General features: G+C 41.5%; 15 protein-coding genes. 14 read left to right on the top strand and 1 reads right to left on the bottom strand.

Translation table 11 applies throughout. The annotated features are described in order from the left end of the window. The first annotated feature begins 579 nt into the window (after window positions 1-579). From mhpD to FTT98_RS09840, 5 genes are all read left to right on the top strand, one after another. Complete coding sequence (gene mhpD, locus FTT98_RS09860) at window positions 580-1377, top strand: 2-keto-4-pentenoate hydratase (RefSeq protein WP_078189749.1); 798 nt, start codon at window positions 580-582, stop codon at window positions 1375-1377. A gap of 36 nt (window positions 1378-1413) precedes the next feature. Further along, a complete protein-coding gene (locus FTT98_RS09855; RefSeq protein ID WP_180041351.1) occupies window positions 1414-2310 on the top strand; it encodes an acetaldehyde dehydrogenase (acetylating) in 897 nt (298 codons plus the stop codon). An 11-nt stretch (window positions 2311-2321) separates the two neighbouring features. Beyond that, the gene (gene dmpG, locus FTT98_RS09850; protein ID WP_180041352.1) at window positions 2322-3341 is read left to right on the top strand and encodes a 4-hydroxy-2-oxovalerate aldolase; all 1020 of its coding nucleotides are present in this window, start codon (window positions 2322-2324) and stop codon (window positions 3339-3341) included. 536 nt (window positions 3342-3877) lie between these two features. Next, a complete protein-coding gene (locus FTT98_RS09845; RefSeq protein WP_168377929.1) occupies window positions 3878-5158 on the top strand; it encodes an OprD family outer membrane porin in 1281 nt (426 codons plus the stop codon). Window positions 5159-5451: 293 nt separating this feature from the next. After that, on the top strand, window positions 5452-6309 hold the full coding sequence (locus tag FTT98_RS09840) for an alpha/beta fold hydrolase (protein WP_168377928.1): 858 nt from the start codon (window positions 5452-5454) through the stop codon (window positions 6307-6309). A 406-nt stretch (window positions 6310-6715) separates the two neighbouring features. Here FTT98_RS09840 and hcaR read toward each other — a convergent pair whose 3' ends face one another. After that, entirely contained in the window at window positions 6716-7621 is a 906-nt protein-coding gene (gene hcaR / locus FTT98_RS09835) for a DNA-binding transcriptional regulator HcaR (RefSeq protein WP_180002937.1), read from the bottom strand. A gap of 278 nt (window positions 7622-7899) precedes the next feature. On the opposite strand from hcaR, the gene hcaE reads away from it, so the two are divergent. From hcaE to FTT98_RS09790, 9 genes are all read left to right on the top strand, one after another. After that, complete coding sequence (gene hcaE / locus FTT98_RS09830) at window positions 7900-9267, top strand: 3-phenylpropionate/cinnamic acid dioxygenase subunit alpha (protein WP_180041353.1); 1368 nt, start codon at window positions 7900-7902, stop codon at window positions 9265-9267. Continuing rightward, on the top strand, window positions 9264-9782 hold the full coding sequence (gene hcaF, locus FTT98_RS09825; protein ID WP_067763936.1) for a 3-phenylpropionate/cinnamic acid dioxygenase subunit beta: 519 nt from the start codon (window positions 9264-9266) through the stop codon (window positions 9780-9782). Before hcaE ends, hcaF begins: the two co-directional genes overlap by 4 nt. Then, complete coding sequence (gene hcaC / locus FTT98_RS09820) at window positions 9782-10108, top strand: 3-phenylpropionate/cinnamic acid dioxygenase ferredoxin subunit (RefSeq protein WP_067763933.1); 327 nt, start codon at window positions 9782-9784, stop codon at window positions 10106-10108. Before hcaF ends, hcaC begins: the two co-directional genes overlap by 1 nt. Before the next feature lie 2 nt (window positions 10109-10110). Continuing rightward, entirely contained in the window at window positions 10111-10929 is an 819-nt protein-coding gene (gene hcaB / locus FTT98_RS09815; RefSeq protein ID WP_078192772.1) for a 3-phenylpropionate-dihydrodiol/cinnamic acid-dihydrodiol dehydrogenase, read from the top strand. Window positions 10930-10994: 65 nt separating this feature from the next. Then, complete coding sequence (locus FTT98_RS09810) at window positions 10995-11957, top strand: 3-carboxyethylcatechol 2,3-dioxygenase (protein WP_180041354.1); 963 nt, start codon at window positions 10995-10997, stop codon at window positions 11955-11957. Window positions 11958-11968: 11 nt separating this feature from the next. Further along, a complete protein-coding gene (gene hcaD, locus FTT98_RS09805; RefSeq protein WP_180007136.1) occupies window positions 11969-13204 on the top strand; it encodes a 3-phenylpropionate/cinnamic acid dioxygenase ferredoxin--NAD(+) reductase subunit in 1236 nt (411 codons plus the stop codon). A 434-nt stretch (window positions 13205-13638) separates the two neighbouring features. Next, complete coding sequence (locus FTT98_RS09800; protein ID WP_180021141.1) at window positions 13639-14541, top strand: DMT family transporter; 903 nt, start codon at window positions 13639-13641, stop codon at window positions 14539-14541. 229 nt (window positions 14542-14770) lie between these two features. Continuing rightward, window positions 14771-15712: a cation diffusion facilitator family transporter gene (locus tag FTT98_RS09795; RefSeq protein WP_078192768.1), complete on the top strand. Its 942-nt coding sequence runs from the start codon at window positions 14771-14773 to the stop codon at window positions 15710-15712. Window positions 15713-15772: 60 nt separating this feature from the next. Then, on the top strand, window positions 15773-16828 hold the full coding sequence (locus FTT98_RS09790; protein WP_180177331.1) for an MBL fold metallo-hydrolase: 1056 nt from the start codon (window positions 15773-15775) through the stop codon (window positions 16826-16828). Window positions 16829-17012 lie beyond the last annotated feature (184 nt).

The raw sequence follows: 17012 nt of genomic DNA, 5'->3' as shown, positions 1-17012 counted from the left end.
AAAACTGATAACACTAGATTTTTCTACAATAACAAGCAGTCTTCTAGCAAATTTACCTTAAAAAGTTGAGCGCAACTATTTGGCCTTTTACCACAAGCTGGAATAGATTTTTTGTTTGAATTTTTGGTTTTATCTTATTGTTGTTTATTGATTTATTTTTAAATTTTCAATTTATTAAACTAAATCAGATAAAATTGAACACCTATGCGTAAAAGTTGGCCTGACGCTAAAATAATCTTTTAATCTTATCTTTTAGTCGTATAAGCCAAGTTTTTTAGTAGAGATTCAGATTTAAGGGCGAAAAAAATAGTGAATTTTATTTAATTATTTTGACTTAAGTTTTTGAATATTAATAATAAATAATGATTAATTTATAGCTAATAGCTATAGTCATAAATAAAATAAGTATTGGTATTCACTTTCTAAAATCTCGATGCTAAATGCATCTAAACATAACGTGTAGTATGTCAAGTGAAATGCTTTAGGCGAATCCTGACATGACTTTCATCACTTTGATTTTGATGGTGATCGGGATGAAACACGTTGTGCATCCAATTTTTGCAGTTTAAGGAAACATTGATGTCGAATTCTGCTGTTGTTGAATCAGTTGCGCAAGCATTACGCGATGCGGAAGTAAATCAGGCTGCGATTGCACCGATCCGTCCACAACTTGGTGGTGAAAGTGCTGATGTAGATATTGCTTATGCCGTTCAAGAAGTGAATACCAAACGTGCGGTGGCAGAAGGTCGTCGCCTTGTAGGTCGTAAAATTGGCTTAACTTCAAAAGTTGTACAAGCGCAGTTAGGCGTTGATCAACCTGACTTCGGTATGTTGTTTGCTGACATGGCGTATGGCGATGGTGAAGAAATCCCTGCTGGTTTATTGATTCAGCCAAAAGTTGAAGCAGAAATTGCTTTGGTGATTAACCAAGATTTGACCAAAGAAAAACACACCTATGCAGACATTATTAGTGCAACAGAATATGCACTGCCTGCCATTGAAGTGGTCGATAGCCGTATCGAAAACTGGAAAATCTCGTTGATTGATACTGTGGCAGATAACGCATCTTCAGCAGGTTTTGTACTGGGTTCTAAGCCTGTAAAACTTGCAGATCTTGACCTTGTAAATTGCAAAATGGTCATGACTCGTGGTGAAGAAGTGGTTTCACAAGGTGTGGGTAAAGCGTGTCTTTCTAACCCATTAAATGCAGCAGTGTGGTTGGCTGACGAAATGGTTCGTCGTGGTCGTCCATTGCTTGCAGGTGACATCGTATTGACCGGTGCCTTAGGCCCAATGGTTGTGGCAAATCCTGGTGATGAATTCAAAGTTGAAATTGAAGGCTTTGGTTCTGTGACTGCAGCATTTGCAGCGAAATAAGCTTGGGTTTTACGGAATTTTTAAGAGTACACATTCATGAAAAAGATTAAATGTGCATTGATCGGTCCAGGGAACATTGGTACTGACTTGCTTTACAAACTTCAACGCAGCGAATTTTTAGAACCAGTATGGATGGTTGGTATTGACCCGACGTCTGAAGGTTTGGCTCGCGCTGCTAAAATGGGTTTAAAAACCACTGCTGAAGGCGTAGATGGTTTACTTGCACACGTAATTGAAGACGACATTAAAATCGCATTTGATGCAACTTCTGCCTATGTTCATGCTGAAAACAGCCGCAAATTAAATGAACTTGGCGTGTTAATGATTGACTTAACACCTGCTGCAATCGGTCCATTCTGCGTACCACCAGTAAACCTGGAAGCTTTGTTGGACGCAGGCGAAGTGCCAAACGTGAACATGGTGACTTGTGGCGGTCAGGCGACTATTCCTATGGTGGCTGCAATTTCGCGTGTGCAACCGGTTGAATATGGTGAAATCATCGCGACTGTATCGACTAAATCTGTAGGTCCGGGCACACGTAAAAACATTGACGAATTCACCCGTACCACAGCCGGTGCGATTGAAAAAGTCGGTGGTGCTAAAGCAGGTAAAGCGATCATCATTATTAACCCGGCAGAGCCACCACTGATGATGCGTGATACGGTTCACTGTCTGGTTGAAGGTGAGCCAGATCAGGCTGCAATCACAGAATCTGTGCATGCGATGATCAAGGAAGTTCAAAAATACGTGCCAGGTTACAAACTGGTAAACGGTCCAGTATTTGATGGTAACCGTGTATCCATCTTCCTGGAAGTTGAAGGCCTGGGCGATTACCTGCCTAAATATGCCGGTAACCTCGACATTATGACTGCAGCAGCTGCGCGTACCGCAGAAATGTTTGCAGAACGTGTTTTAAACGCAGTTGAAGCATAAGGAGCATCTTCATGTCTAAGATTATTATTAATGATATGACTTTACGTGATGGCATGCACCCAATGCGCCATCAAACTACACCTGAGCAAATGGTTGCGATTGCAACTGCTCTGGATGATGCAGGTGTCCCTTTAATTGAAGTTACACACGGTGACGGCTTGGGCGGTAACTCTGTGAACTACGGTTTTGCAGCGGCAACCGATGAAGAATATTTGAAGGCAGTGATTCCAAACCTGAAACAGGCAAAAGTATCTGCACTTTTACTGCCGGGTATTGGTACGGTTGATCACTTGCAAATGGCGCATGATGTTGGTGTTTCTACCATTCGTGTGGCAACGCATTCAACTGAAGCTGACGTTTCTGAACAGCACATTACTGCTGCACGTAAACTCGGTATGGACACTGTGGGCTTCTTGATGATGGCACACATGGCTTCTCCAGAAAAACTGTTGGAAGAAGCACAAAAAATGGTGTCTTACGGTGCAAACTGTATCTATGTAACGGATTCTGCAGGTTACATGCTTCCTCAAGACGTGACTGACCGCGTAGGTATTTTACGTGCCAACCTGGGTTCAGACATCGAAATCGGTTTCCATGGTCACCATAACCTAGGTATGGGTGTGGCAAACTCGATTGCAGCCGTTGATGCGGGTGCAAAACGTGTCGATTTAGCCTCTGCGGGTTTGGGTGCTGGTGCCGGTAATACACCACTAGAACTATTTGTTGCAGTGGCGAACCGTATGGGTATGGACACTGGCGTAGACTTGTTTAAAGTGCAAGATATTGCTGAAGAGCTGATTGTACCGATGATGCAGCAACCAATCCGTGCTGACCGTGATGCAGCAACTTTAGGTTATGCAGGTGTGTATTCTTCATTCCTATTGTTCGCAAAACGCGCTGAAGCGAAATACGGCGTATCTGCTCGTGAAATTCTTCTTGAGCTTGGTCGTCGTGGTACGGTTGGTGGTCAAGAAGATATGATTGAAGACTTGGCATTGACCATGTCTAAAGCAAAAGAAGCCAATGCTTAATTTGCTTTAAGTCAAAAAGCGCCCGAAATGGGCGCTTTTTTTATGTCTCAACTGACTATATGGGCTTGGTTTTTAGTTGAGATTGAATTGATGCATAGAAAGCGGATTGAAATAAGAAAAATTCTGCGAACCAATGGTCGATTTCGAGCAGTCATGGTGGTGAAATTTAACTTTAAGTTGTTGATGATTATATAAATTAAATATCATGTCATAGCTAAATTTTATAACTCAAATAAGGATAAATCTCAGCAAAAAACTTTGTTTAAACTTAAAAGCAATTAATACAGCGCATGTAATTGCAAAAAATAAAAAACTTTAAATTTTATGTTAATAAAACATGGGGTTAATTTAATCAGTTGTTCTAAATGATAAAAAAGAGTTATTGTTTTAATCTCTAAGGAAAATAAGCAGAAATAGCTTCCAAAGTTCAAGTCGCACAAAAGCCTGATAAACCTTAATACTGTAGTCGGATTTTTTTCCAAGGTATTGTTGAGCATGATGATGTCATAGCTTAATTTGATCACTGGGAATAAGCCATGCGTCGTCAAAATTTATGGATAGCAATTCTTGCTGCGACAGCAACATTAGGAACATCTGCAACTTATGCGGACTTTGTTGACGACAGCCAAGTACAATTGAAATTTAAAAACTTCTACTTAGACCGTCAAATTAAAGAAAATCCGGCGGGTAACTGGGGTTCATGGTCACAGGGTGTGACTTTGGATGCCAAGTCAGGGTATCAAGATATTGGTGCAGGTATTCAAGTGGGTGCTGACCTTTTGGTTCAACATGCATTTAAACTTAATGCACGCGATAAAAACCCAGACTGGATCTTGCCGCACGATGGTAAAGAATCAAAAGATAACTTTGGTAAAGTGGGCGTGACCCTTAAAGCCAAAGTATCTGAAACTGAGTTGAAAGTGGGTGAGTTATTACCAGTTTCTCCAGTGTTGGTTTTCGATCCATCTCGTCAGCTAATGACAACTTATAGCGGTGCATGGTTAGAGTCGAAAGAGATTAAAGATACTAAGTTAACTTTGGCATACATTGACGGGATCAATAACCGTTATGACAACCAATTCCGTGATTTATCAATGTTCGCTCCAGGTAAAAGATTACCAGATGGCACCATGGGTCATTATGATCTTGGGCCAACTTCTGATGGTATGTATATTGCGGGTATTGACCATCAATTCACACCTGAAATTGGTGGTAGCTACTGGTATGCCGATGTTCAAGACATCTACACACAGCAATATGTCGGCGCGAACTATAAAACCAAGTTAGGTGACAAAGCCAAACTGGATAGCCATATCCGTTACTTCGATAACTCGGATTCGGGTGACAAACTATATGGCGAAATTGATAACCAAGCGTTATCGGTTGGTGCGAAAGTGAATTACGGTTCGCATACCTTTGGTTTGGGTTATCAACAAATGTTTGGTGATAATGCATTCCCAACACTGGGTGGATGGGTGCCGCAGCCGTACTTAGTCAACTGGGGTATAGCAACATTTACTGCAAAAAATGAAAAATCATGGGGCTTTACGTATGGTTATGACTTTGCAGAGCTTGGTGCGAAAGGCCTAAATGCTACAGCGGTTTACTTTACAGGTTCTGATGCAGAAATTGGTACTGCAAATGGCATCCTGAAAGATCAAAAATCTGATGAGCTTAACTTAATCGTGAACTACACCGTGCCTGAAGGTAAGTTGAAGGGCTTAGGCTTCCAGGCAATGTATATCGATGCCGATTTCGATTACAAATCTGACTTGCAAGAGTACCGTGTCGCGACAACTTATACCTATAAGTTCTAATTTCTCAGGATAAAAAAGAGGGAAGTGGATTCATTGCTTCCCTTTTTATTCGCTGGTTTATTTAAAAAAGAAATACCTCAAAGATTTTATGGATATATTTTTGAGTTATGTATTTAAAAACAATAACTTAAATTATAGTCTATTTGTTGTTTATGATCGTAAATATGTATCAGTTAGCAGTGGCTGAACAGGTAATATGAGACTGTAAAAACCACAAAATCCAAAAGAGTCCCCCTTGTGTTTAAATCCGTTATGGATTGAAACATAAGCTCTACGCAATACGAGGAGCATGTATGAGCACTGTTCAGATTCCTGACTATACAACTGATTCATTCTTTGGTTTAGAAGATAAATGGATTGAAACTGCTGAAGGCGAATTAACGCATTACCACGAAGTGGGTGAAGGCACACCAATTCTATTTTTACACGGTTCAGGTACAGGTGTATCTGCTGCTGCTAACTGGTGGTTAAACCTTCCACAAATTGGTGAACAAGCACGTTGTATCGCTATCGATACGATTGGCTATGGTCAAACTGTTGTTGCACCGAATACTGCTTATGGTATCCGTGCTTGGGTTGATCACGCTGTACGTACGTTAGATGCCCTAGGTATTGAAAAAACTTGGTTAGTGGGTAACTCACTCGGTGGCTGGTTAGCATTCCAAATGGCTTTGGACTATCCAGAACGTGTATTGGGTATCGTGTCTATGGGTACAGGCGGTGCTAAACAAACTGCAGCACTTAAAGCACATGCAAACCCTGTATTAACCGAAGAAGGCATCAAGAAAACCTTGTCTATGTTTGTTGTAAACAAAGACTTGATCACAGACGAATTGGTAAAAGTACGTTTCGCTTCTGCTGCAAATGACTATGCATCAAATCGTTTGATGGATGTTGTTGGCGCACGCGACCGTGACCGTTTCGAATTCCCACTCGACTTTGAAAAAATGAAAGACATTACTGTGCCAGTATTGTTGATTCACGGTGTACAAGACGTGGTGATTCCAGTATCTCGTACGTGGGATATTTTGAACACAGTTCCAAATGCGGATGCGCATATCTTTAGCCAATGTGGTCACTGGTCACAAGTTGAAAAAGCAGAAGAATTCAACACCGTGATTAAAGATTATTTAAAAGCGCGTGGTGTGTAATTTCTTGTCACTGACATGAAATTCAAAAAAAGGATGGTTTTGCCATCCTTTTTTTTATATAAATCTTTTGAAAGAAATACTTTAAATGAGTATTATTCTCATTAATGGGTCGACAGTGTACGGTCTAAATCAGTAAAAAGGCATAAAATAAGCTCATCTGAATGGTTGGGGAAGGGGAATTATTTATTAGACTTAAGTTGTAAATCGGCAATTTTTAGCAATTTTTATCAATGTCTAAACTAAAATTTATAAGTTATTTTCCATCAAGTCGATATGCATGATAGATAAAATGCGTCGATTAAAACATTTAAACGATTAAAAAAGCGACTTTTTAGCCATAAAAAAAGCACCATTATTCATTTTAAAAATAATGGTGCTATATCTATAAATTATGACTTGGCGAAAATTAACGCTGTTCGCGATTAATATCGAGATAAAAAACTTTGGTTAGCAGTTCAAGGAATTTATCTACAGCCACAGAACTCGCCGTTTTTCGGTAACTTACATACAAGTCTAGATACGGTAATTCGACATCTAAAGGACGAATCACGGTATTGTTCATGGTCAATGGCGCGATGTATCCCGGTAGGATCGTGCAGCCTAAGCCCATGCCGATGGAGTTAATGTTAAACAGGATATTGTCGGCTTTTTGCACGATATTAAATTGAATATCATGGGTCGAAGCAAAGTCCAAAATGGCTTCATGCAACGTGCCAGATTGTTCACGTGCAGGAATGATAAAATCAATCCCATTCAATGCTTTAACTGGAATGCGCTCGTACTTCGCTAAAGGGTGATCTTTGGGTAAAATAAAGATCAGCGGTTCACGCAGTACAAACTGACTTTCAATTTCGTCGCTGTGGAAGTTATTGCGGGTAAAAGTGATGTCCAGTTCACCTTTTTGCAGCAATTTCATCTGATCACGGTTATTTAAACTGAGTAATTCAATCTTGAGTTCTGGGTTCTGAACACGTAAATTTGGCAGCACATAAGGGAAGATTTTCATCTCTGCGACAGGGACAAAACCAATGCGCAGCATCTGCTGTTTGGCTTGTGAAACCTGACGTGCCATCGCTACGGCCTTGTCTGCTTGAGCTAGTGTCAAACGTGCTTGTTCTAGAAATACGGCACCTTCTTCTGTGAGCTCAACTTTACGCTTAGTACGGTGCAACAGTTTTACGCCGACATCTTCTTCAAGATCTTTAATTTGTTGGCTTAAAGAAGGTTGAGCAGTATAAAGTTTTAACGCAGCTTTACTGAAATTGAGTTCTTCAGCGACAGTAATAAAGTAGCGTAAGTGTCGTAATTCCATATAATCAACCCGTGGAGTAATCCAAAAAATGTCTTACTTAGAAGTCCGTTCAGTATAATCTATAAACAACTATTGCGTGAGGATTATTTTACCATTCACGAAATAAATGGTGTTCTCGGCAATTTAAAAAAAATGCCATAAAAAAAATCTACCGTAATAATCCATAAAATCTCTTAATTAAAACAAAATAAATATTTCCCGAAAATCGGTCTAAAATCCATCATCGTTGAAAAGTTGAGTCTATTACTTTGTGCCTTATGGTCACAGGAGAGCTTTTCATGAGTGGAAAAATTGATGTGCGCGAAATCGATGCTTTGGTCGATGCACAAAATGGACGTATCACGCCATCTATCTATACAGATCCAGACATCTACGAACTTGAATTAGAACGTGTGTTCGGTCGTACATGGTTATTCCTATGCCATGAGAGCCAAATTCCTAAAGCCGGCGATTTCTTCAATACCTATATGGGTGAAGATCCAATCATCGTGGCACGTCAAAAAGATGGCTCAATCAAAGCATTCTTAAACCAATGTCGTCACCGCTCTATGCGTGTGAGCTTCGCGGACTGTGGTAATACACGTGCATTTACTTGCCCGTACCACGGCTGGTCTTACGGCATTGACGGTTCTTTAAAAGATATTCCACTTGAAGACCGCGCGTTCCCGCACGGTGCTTGTAAAGAGAAATGGGGTCTGGTTGAAGTTACCCGTGTTAAATCATACAAAGGCTTAGTATTCGCTTGTTGGGATGAAACAACACCTGACCTAGAAGAATACATGGGCGATATCGCTTGGTACTTAGATGGTGTTCTTGACCGTCGTCCAGGTGGTACAGAAATTATCGGTGGTGTACACAAGTGGGAAATCGAGTGTAACTGGAAATTTGCAGCTGAACAGTTTGCATCTGACCAATACCATGCATTGTTCTCTCACGCATCTGCAATTCAAGTACTTGGCGCGAAACCAGATGACGAAGCTTCTAAGAAATTAGGCGCTGCGCAAACTGCACGTCCAGTTTGGGAAACTGCGAAAGACGCGATCCAGTACGGTTCACGCGGTCATGGTTCAGGTTTCTTCTTTACAGAAAAGCCAGATGCTAACGTATGGGTAGATGGTGAAGTTGCAAACTACTTCCGTGAAACTTACGAAGAAGTTAAAGAGCGTTTAGGTGAAGTACGTGCATTACGTCTTGCTGGTCATAACACCATGTTCCCAACATTGTCTTGGTTGAACGGTACAGCAACACTTCGCGTATGGCACCCACGTGGTCCAAACAAAACTGAAGTTTGGGCATTCTGTATTGCAGACGCTGAAGCATCACAAGAAGTGAAAGAAGCATTTGAACGTTCTGCAACACGTGCATTTGGTCCAGCTGGTTTCCTAGAGCAAGATGACTCTGAGAACTGGATTGAGATTCAAAAAGTTTTACGTGGTTATAAAGCGCGTCAAAACAAACTCATTATGGAAATGGGTAAAGGCAACGAGAAAGTACGTGAAGACGGCATTCCAGGCATTACCAACTACATTTTCTCAGAAACAGCTGCACGTGGTATGTACCGTCGTTGGGCTGACCTACTGATTCATGAAAAATGGGAAGACGTTGAAGCTGCGGCTGACGAATATGAGAAGGAGCTTATGAAATGAGTCAAATTAGTTTAGAACTCCATCACCAAATTAGTCAGTTTCTTTATCGTGAAGCAAAATTGCTGGACGATTGGAAGTTCCGTGATTGGTTAGCTGTATTAGCGGAAGATATTTCTTATACGCTACGCACAACACCAAACGCGCAAACACGTGACCGTCGTCGTTCGATTGAGCCGCCAACAACTTGGGTATTTAACGATACTAAAGATTTGTTGGAACGCCGTGTAGCTCGTTTAGAGACAGGTATGGCTTGGGCTGAAGAACCTCCTTCACGTACAACACACATGGTTTCAAATGTGATTGTTGAAGCGACAGAAGTTGAAGGCGAATACGACGTTTACGTAACGTACTTGTTGTACCGTACCCAGAAAGAGAAAGATGTAACAATCTACTGTGGTAAGCGTCACGACAAGATCCGCAAAGTTGACACTGAGCAAGGTTTCGAAATCTTCAACCGTAAGATTACCCTTGATCAGGTGACTTACAACTCACATAACCTGAGCGTGTTCTTCTAATGAATAAGATTTTTGTTTGCCAAGTTGACGAATTAGACGAAGGCGAAGCATTGAAAGTAGATTGCGGCGTGAATGGTATCGATGCGCTTGCAGTATTCAACAACAATGGCGAATTTTTCGCGATGAACGACCGTTGTTCACATGGTAATGCTTCAATGTCTGAAGGTTACCTTGAAGATGATGGCACTGTTGAATGTCCACTTCATTCGGCTCGATTCTGTTTGAAAACTGGTCAAGCATTATGCTTACCAGCAACAGATCCTATCAAAACATTCCCTGTGATTGTTGAAGATGGTGCTTTATACGTAGAGATGGCAGGAGAGTAATCATGGGTTGGCTACAAGGCGAAGTTGCACTTATTACCGGTGGTGGTTCAGGCTTAGGCTGGGCATTGGTTGAACGTTTCTTAGAAGAAGGTGCACAAGTTGCTGTTCTTCAACGTTCTCAATCGAAAGTTGATGCATTGAAAGAACATTTTGGTGACCGCGTGCTTGCGATCGCAGGAGATGTAGCCAGCTATGAGGATAATGTTCGTGCAGTTCAAGCAACTGTAGAACATTATGGCAAACTTGACTGTTTCGTCGGAAACGCAGGTATCTGGGATCATTACGCAGATATCGTCAATACATCGGGTGAACAGCTGGAAAAAGCTTTTGATGAGATTATGGGTATTAACACCAAATCTCTCATCTTAGGTGCCAAAGCTGCACTTGATGCATTGATAGCTTCGGAAGGTTCTATCATATTTACTTTGTCTAACTCAGCACTGTATTCGGCAGGCGGAGGCCCTGTATACACAGCGTCTAAGCATGCTGGCGTTGGGATCATGAAAGAATTAGCCTACGAGCTTGCGCCTAAAGTACGAGTGAACGCTGTTGCTCCGTCGGGTATGAATGTAAACATCAAAGGTGCTGCTTCTTTAGGCCAAGAAAACCTCGGTCTACTCGATGCACGCGATCCTGAGAAGATTGCACGCGGCATGCCGCTCAATTTCTTACCCGAACCTGAAGATATGACTGGTTCATACGTGTTATTGGCTTCTCGTCAAAACAACCGCCCATTAACTGGTGTTTTAATTAATGCTGAATGTGGTCTGGGTATCCGTGGTTTACGACAACCACGTGCTGGCTTCTTTGACGAGATTTAATTCGCCAAATACGTAAAGGACTTACTCGGCAGCCGTCTTGGCTGCCTTCCGTTTAGGAGTCACCCATGGCCGTTAAACTTATTTGTGCATCGCACAGTCCCCTAATGGAATTCGCTTCTCCGCAAGAGAAATACAAAGAGGAAAAAGTTCGCGAAACTTTTGCCAAACTCGCTAAAGAAGTTGAAGACTATAATCCAACATTGATCATTACTTTTGGTCCAGACCATTTCAATGGTTTCTTCTATGACCTCATGCCATCTTTCTGCGTCGGTATTCGTGCCAAAGCAGCAGGTGATTGGGATTATGGTAAAGACAATGATCACATCAACGTACCTGAAGAAACTGCAGTGAATTTAGTACGTCGTGTGTTGGATGAAGGTGTTGATGTTGCGTACTCATACCGTATGCAAGCAGATCATGGCGTGACTCAACCATTACATTTCCTATGTGGTGGCAAGCTTGATCGTTATCCAACGATTCCAATTTTTATCAATGGTGCTGCTGCACCGATGCCAACAACCAAGCGTACAGTCGCTTTGGGTCGTGCAGTCGGTCAGTTCATTAAATCATTGAACTTAGAGAATGAACGTGTACTTGTTTTGGGTACAGGTGGTTTGTCTCATGATCCACCAACGCCGCAAATGGGTTCAGTTCCACCAGAAGTGGAAGAGTTCCTGATTGCAGGTCGTAATCCAACTGAAGAGGCACGTAATACACGTCAAGGCAAAATCATTGCTGTCGGTCAAAAACTCGCAGCGGGTGATACTTCTGTCGCAGTGCCTTTAAACCCAGAATGGGATCGTGCATTGCTTGAGACGTTTGCCAAAGCTGACTTTGCTGCCATTGAAGCAATGACTGAAGCTGAAATTCGTGTTGAAGGTGGTCGTGGCGGTCAAGAAGTTCGTTCTTGGATGGCTGCTTTTGCTGCACTACATGAAGTGGGCGAATACGACATGACAACACATTGCTACGAAGACATTAGTGAGTGGATTGCGGGCTTCGGCATCGTATCTGCAGAATTGAAATAAGGAACAAACCCATGAGCCAAAATGGTATCGAAACCATCGTTATTGTTGGAGCTGGTCAAGCTGGTGCTAGCGCCATTTTAGAACTCCGTGCGAACAAGTATGAAGGCAAAATCATTTTGGTGGGTGATGAAACACATCTTCCTTATGAACGTCCGCCTTTGTCTAAAGACGTAATTCTAAAACCTGAAGAGACCAAAATCGAAATTCTGTCAGAAGAAAAATTGGCAGAACTCGGTGTTGAACATATTCGTGGCAATGGCGTTGTGAAAATCCATAGCGATGCGAAAACAGTTGAACTGAAAAATGGCGAAATTGTTGCATTTGACAAGTTGCTTCTAGCAACCGGCGGTGCAGCACGCCGTTTACCGAATTTCGATGCTTTGGGTAAACACGTTTATACCTTACGTAACCTTGAAGATTCACAAGCATTGGTGCCTGTATTACAAGCGGGTCGCCGTATTGTATTGATCGGCGGTGGTGTGATTGGTCTTGAGCTTGCATCTTCAGCACGTTCTAAAGACTGTATCGTGACCGTGATTGAAATGGGTCCGATGGTCATGGGTCGTTCATCTCCACGTGTTTTAAGTGAATTCTTATTGGCACAGCAACGTCTTGCAGGTGTAGATGTTCGTCTTTCGACTTCTATTGCTGACTGTAAGCTTGATGGCGAAGAAGTAGTGATCACGCTTGAAGGCGGTGAAGAACTTCGTGCCGATGCAGTGATCTATGGTATTGGCATTGTGCCAAATGCTCAACTTGCGGTTGATGCAGGTTTAGACGTTGATTTTGCCATTAAAGTGAATAATAACTGCCAAACTTCGCATCCAGATATTTATGCAGCGGGTGACGTTGCGACTCAGCTTCGTGACTGTGGTAACCACCGTCGTGTCGAAACTTGGGAAAATGCGAACTTGCAAGCAGGTATCTTTGCTCGTCATGTAATGGATGTAGAACATCCAACCCCAAATCCAGCGTGGTTCTGGACAGATCAATTGAATATCAACTATCAATTTGTAGGTGATATGGCTGCAAGCGAATGGATCGTTCGTGGTGAAATTAAACCTGAATTGGCGGCTGAGTCTTCATTTGTATTGTTTGGTGTAACTGACGGTGTCATTGTTGGTGGTATTACGGTGAATGCTGCAAAAGAGATGCGTCATTTGAAAAAATTGATTAGCAAGAATGCGGCGTTTGAAGCGGATAAATATTTAGATTTAAGCCAAGATTTACGTAAACTTGTAAAGTAAGCTGAATGTCTAAGAGGAGCAGACTTACGGTAACGTAGGTCTGTTTTTTTATGTCTTTAGTTTTAGCATCGCACTTATAAAGCTATTTTTGTAGTCCATGTATACAGTTTTAGCTTATATAGATCTATTCAACGGTTTTAATCCTCCCAGCCCTCCTTTTTCAAAGGAGGGAGTAGTCTTTGTGAAGAATGGATTTCGTTTGGATGGTTCCCTCTCTTTTTTAAAGAGGGGCTAGGGGAGATTATTGATCGTTTGAGGAGAAGTCCTTATACCCCAAACGATCGGGTGGCATTCATACCGCCTCCAATTTAGTTGATAAAGGGGAGAACAATAATTGGTCTTAAACTTTATTAGTTAATGGTCTTACGAGTAGTTCCAGATCTGAATAGTGGGTTTCAGGTTAAGTCGTTAGAACAATCAAATTTGAGAATGAAATGAAATCTTCACTGCCGCTGACGGCAAGTATATATGCTCTTTTGGTACTGATTTGGGCGACGACGCCGCTCGCGATTGTGTGGAGTGTGCAGGAAATACATCCGATGTGGGTGTTGATTATCCGTTACTTCGGCGCATCTATTATTGCGCTGTTTCTGTTGAAATTGATGCGTGATCCTTTGCCGTTTGATGAAACCTCATTAAAAAGTTATGTGGCAGGGAGTTTGAATTTGATTGGCGCACAGTTGTTTATTTATCTCGCAGCCAATTATCTCACCTCTGGTTTAATGGCACTGATTTTTGGTTTTTCACCCTTAATTGCCGGTTTGATTGGGCATGTAATTTTAAAAACACATAAATTGGTCGCTTTGCAGTGGTTGGGCATGGCGGTTGCAGTGGGTGGTCTAACTTTTGTCTTTGCAGATTCTGCTGATAGCAAAGTCAATCCAATTGGCGTTGTACTGATGCTAATCAGCATGGTGTCGTATATTAGTTCGATTTTTTGGGTGAAGCAGATTAATGCACCGTTAAAGCCAATGTCTCAGGCAACAGGTTCTCTGATTGTTTCTGCCTTGGGTTCGGTACTCATCATTCCTTTTATCTGGCAGCATTTTCCAACCGAATTGCCAAGTGGCCGTGCCATGATAGGTTTTGTCTTTACCATGATCATGTCATCTATTGTGGCAATGCTGTGTTACTTCTGGCTGATCAAACGTTTGGCGGCATCAACGGTGTCACTCAGTAATGTGATGACACCTGTCATAGCATTGGTTTTGGGAGCGACGTTGAACAGTGAACATATTAGCTCCAATGCCTTTGTTGGAATCGTGGTCGTGATGTTTGGTATTGTGATGTACTTTTGGAAAGAGTGGCGCGAGCAATATTTTAATAAAGTACGTTGAACCGTGTACATCTACAGAATTATAAGGAAGCTGCGGCTTCTTTTTTTTCTATACCTTTGCGCTAAAGAGCGTGTTTCACATGGAACATGATGGCATTGTCGAAACAATCGACAGTTGGTGTAAAAACAACAAAATAACAAACAACAGCTACAGTCAGTTTGAGTACTATGGAATGAGTTATAAAATCAAATAGATCTGTTTGATAAAAATAAATTTAGGACAATTTTAAATGTCTGAATCTAACAAAATCGTGGTATATGCAGCGCTCTTCGGCAATTTAGCGATTGCACTGGTGAAGTTTGTCGCTGCCTATATCACGAATAGTTCGGCCATGTTGAGTGAAGCTATTCACTCTGTGGTTGATACTTTAAATGAAATCTTACTGCTCTACGGTATGAAAAAATCGCAGCAGCCAGCAAATGCACGCCATCCGTTTGGCTATGGGAGAGAGCTGTATTTTTGGGCTTTTATTGTGGCGTTGATGGTCTTTGCTTTGGGTGCGATCGTGTCGATTTATCAAGGGATTAGTCATATTTATCACCCCGAAGAAATGCAAAATCCGATGATTAACTATATCGTATTAGGTATTGCGATTTTGTGTGAAGGGACCTCTTGGTTTGTGGCATTGAAAGCATTTCGTAAAATCAAAGGGAAACAGGGCTATTTTGAAGCATTTCGACGCAGTAAAGATCCGACGACATTTACCGTGTTATTTGAAGATTCAGCAGCGCTGATTGGTCTGTTTATTGCCCTGATCGGTATCTATTTATCACACGCGCTGAATATGCCAATGCTTGATGGTCTGGCATCAATTCTAATTGGGGTTGTACTCGCTATTTCAGCAATTTTACTTGCACGTGAGACTAAAGGATTGCTCATGGGAGAAACTGCTGACCCACAATTGAGGCATAATGTCTTGATGGTTGCAGAGCAAGATCCAGCAGTGCATTCTGCCAATGGGGTGTTAACAGAGCAGATGGGTGCACATCAAGTTTTGGCATCTTTGAGTCTTGAGTTTAAAGATAATTTAACGTCAGATGATATAGAAGCTTGTGTCAACAGAATTGAAGCACAAATTAAACAGCTTCATCCTGAAATTGTGGCACTCTTTGTCAAGCCTCAATCTCGGAAGGTTTGGCTTGAGCGCATGAAAGGTCGTCTTGATCAATAGGTCTGCGAGGTTAAATACTTTGCATGGTTTGTCAGCACAGTGAATGAATTTTAAATACACATGAATCAAAAAACTCAATCAGCACAATTTCAAATCAGTACTGAACGTTGTATGAAACATACGTGGACGAAGCCTGTATTTGATTATCTGGCAACCGACCATTTTAATGGGGAAAAATTCTTTAATACCATTCGAAATCCAGATCCGTTTACGCGTAAAGATATGCTGAAATGGATCATGACGCGTAAAAGCGATACATGGAAAGTAGATCGTGAGCAAGAATACCAACAGTTTTTTGCTTCTTCGCGTAGCATTCCGCAAAATCGACCTTTGGCTAAAATGGACGATTGGTTGGTATGGTTTGTTGGGCATGCTACGGTGCTAATTCAAATTGGGCCATATAATTTTTTGACCGATCCTGTATGGGCGGAGTATGCAGGCCCACGTCAAGGGACTGGACCACGACGTGCTTGTCCTGCAGGCATTGCCTTAGAAGAATTACCCACCATTCATGGGGTTTTACTGAGCCATAATCATTATGATCATATGGATTTAGCAACCTTGAATTGGTTACATGAACAATTTGCTATGCCGATTTATACTGGTTTAGGCAATGCTTATTATTTACCCACACATTTCAATGTCATTGAACTTGATTGGTGGCAATCGGAAATGTTTGAAGATTTGCGTATCGTTTATACGCCTGCACAGCATGGTTCAGGGCGTGGATGGCGCGATCAAAATCATGCCTTATGGGGCGGGTTTTCTATCTTACATAGCACAGGGCATTTCTTCTTTGCAGGTGATACCGGTTATGCCGCACATTTCAAGCAAATTCATACACGCTTAGGCGCACCGCGTGTGGCGTTATTGCCGATTGGGGCTTATGAGCCACGTCGTTTAATGAAATATTTGCATATGAATCCCGAAGAGGCTTTTCAAGCGCATAAAGACTTACAGTCTAAATGTTCATTGGCAATGCATTATCGGACTTTTCAGTTGACTGATGAAGCTAGAGACCAACCTGAACACGACTTACATCATGCAATGCGAAAAACATCAAAGTTAATGAATCCATTTTTAACCATGCATGAAGGCAAAAAATTAATTGTTTAAGGATTAATTAAAAGGTAATTGGAATATTTAATGCCAAGAAAAAACCACCTTAAAAGGCACTGCTGTCCCACAATTTTTCACAAGAGGAAGCTCATTTGAGCTTCCTCTTGTTTTATGGGTATTTTATCGGGTGAAAATAAAGCTTTTAAAGTTCTTCTTTCAAACAAATTCACTTGAATTATTC

It is taken from the genome of Acinetobacter sp. YH12039, from assembly GCF_013420015.1.
In the GTDB taxonomy this organism is placed as follows: Bacteria; Pseudomonadota; Gammaproteobacteria; order Pseudomonadales; family Moraxellaceae; genus Acinetobacter; species Acinetobacter amyesii.
The sequence above is the reverse complement of the archived record's forward strand: the minus strand, read 5'-3'. Positions and strand labels throughout refer to the sequence as shown.

Coding starts and splice junctions, on each gene's coding strand:
- hcaC (WP_067763933.1), top strand. CDS start 9,782: ATGAATAAGATTTTTGTTTGCCAAGTTGACGAATTAGACGAAGGCGAA.
- dmpG (WP_180041352.1), top strand. CDS start 2,322: ATGTCTAAGATTATTATTAATGATATGACTTTACGTGATGGCATGCAC.
- FTT98_RS09800 (WP_180021141.1), top strand. CDS start 13,639: ATGAAATCTTCACTGCCGCTGACGGCAAGTATATATGCTCTTTTGGTA.
- FTT98_RS09790 (WP_180177331.1), top strand. CDS start 15,773: ATGAATCAAAAAACTCAATCAGCACAATTTCAAATCAGTACTGAACGT.
- hcaE (WP_180041353.1), top strand. CDS start 7,900: ATGAGTGGAAAAATTGATGTGCGCGAAATCGATGCTTTGGTCGATGCA.
- hcaB (WP_078192772.1), top strand. CDS start 10,111: ATGGGTTGGCTACAAGGCGAAGTTGCACTTATTACCGGTGGTGGTTCA.
- FTT98_RS09810 (WP_180041354.1), top strand. CDS start 10,995: ATGGCCGTTAAACTTATTTGTGCATCGCACAGTCCCCTAATGGAATTC.
- hcaF (WP_067763936.1), top strand. CDS start 9,264: ATGAGTCAAATTAGTTTAGAACTCCATCACCAAATTAGTCAGTTTCTT.
- hcaD (WP_180007136.1), top strand. CDS start 11,969: ATGAGCCAAAATGGTATCGAAACCATCGTTATTGTTGGAGCTGGTCAA.
- FTT98_RS09795 (WP_078192768.1), top strand. CDS start 14,771: ATGTCTGAATCTAACAAAATCGTGGTATATGCAGCGCTCTTCGGCAAT.
- FTT98_RS09845 (WP_168377929.1), top strand. CDS start 3,878: ATGCGTCGTCAAAATTTATGGATAGCAATTCTTGCTGCGACAGCAACA.
- FTT98_RS09855 (WP_180041351.1), top strand. CDS start 1,414: ATGAAAAAGATTAAATGTGCATTGATCGGTCCAGGGAACATTGGTACT.
- hcaR (WP_180002937.1), bottom strand. CDS start 7,621: ATGGAATTACGACACTTACGCTACTTTATTACTGTCGCTGAAGAACTC.
- FTT98_RS09840 (WP_168377928.1), top strand. CDS start 5,452: ATGAGCACTGTTCAGATTCCTGACTATACAACTGATTCATTCTTTGGT.
- mhpD (WP_078189749.1), top strand. CDS start 580: ATGTCGAATTCTGCTGTTGTTGAATCAGTTGCGCAAGCATTACGCGAT.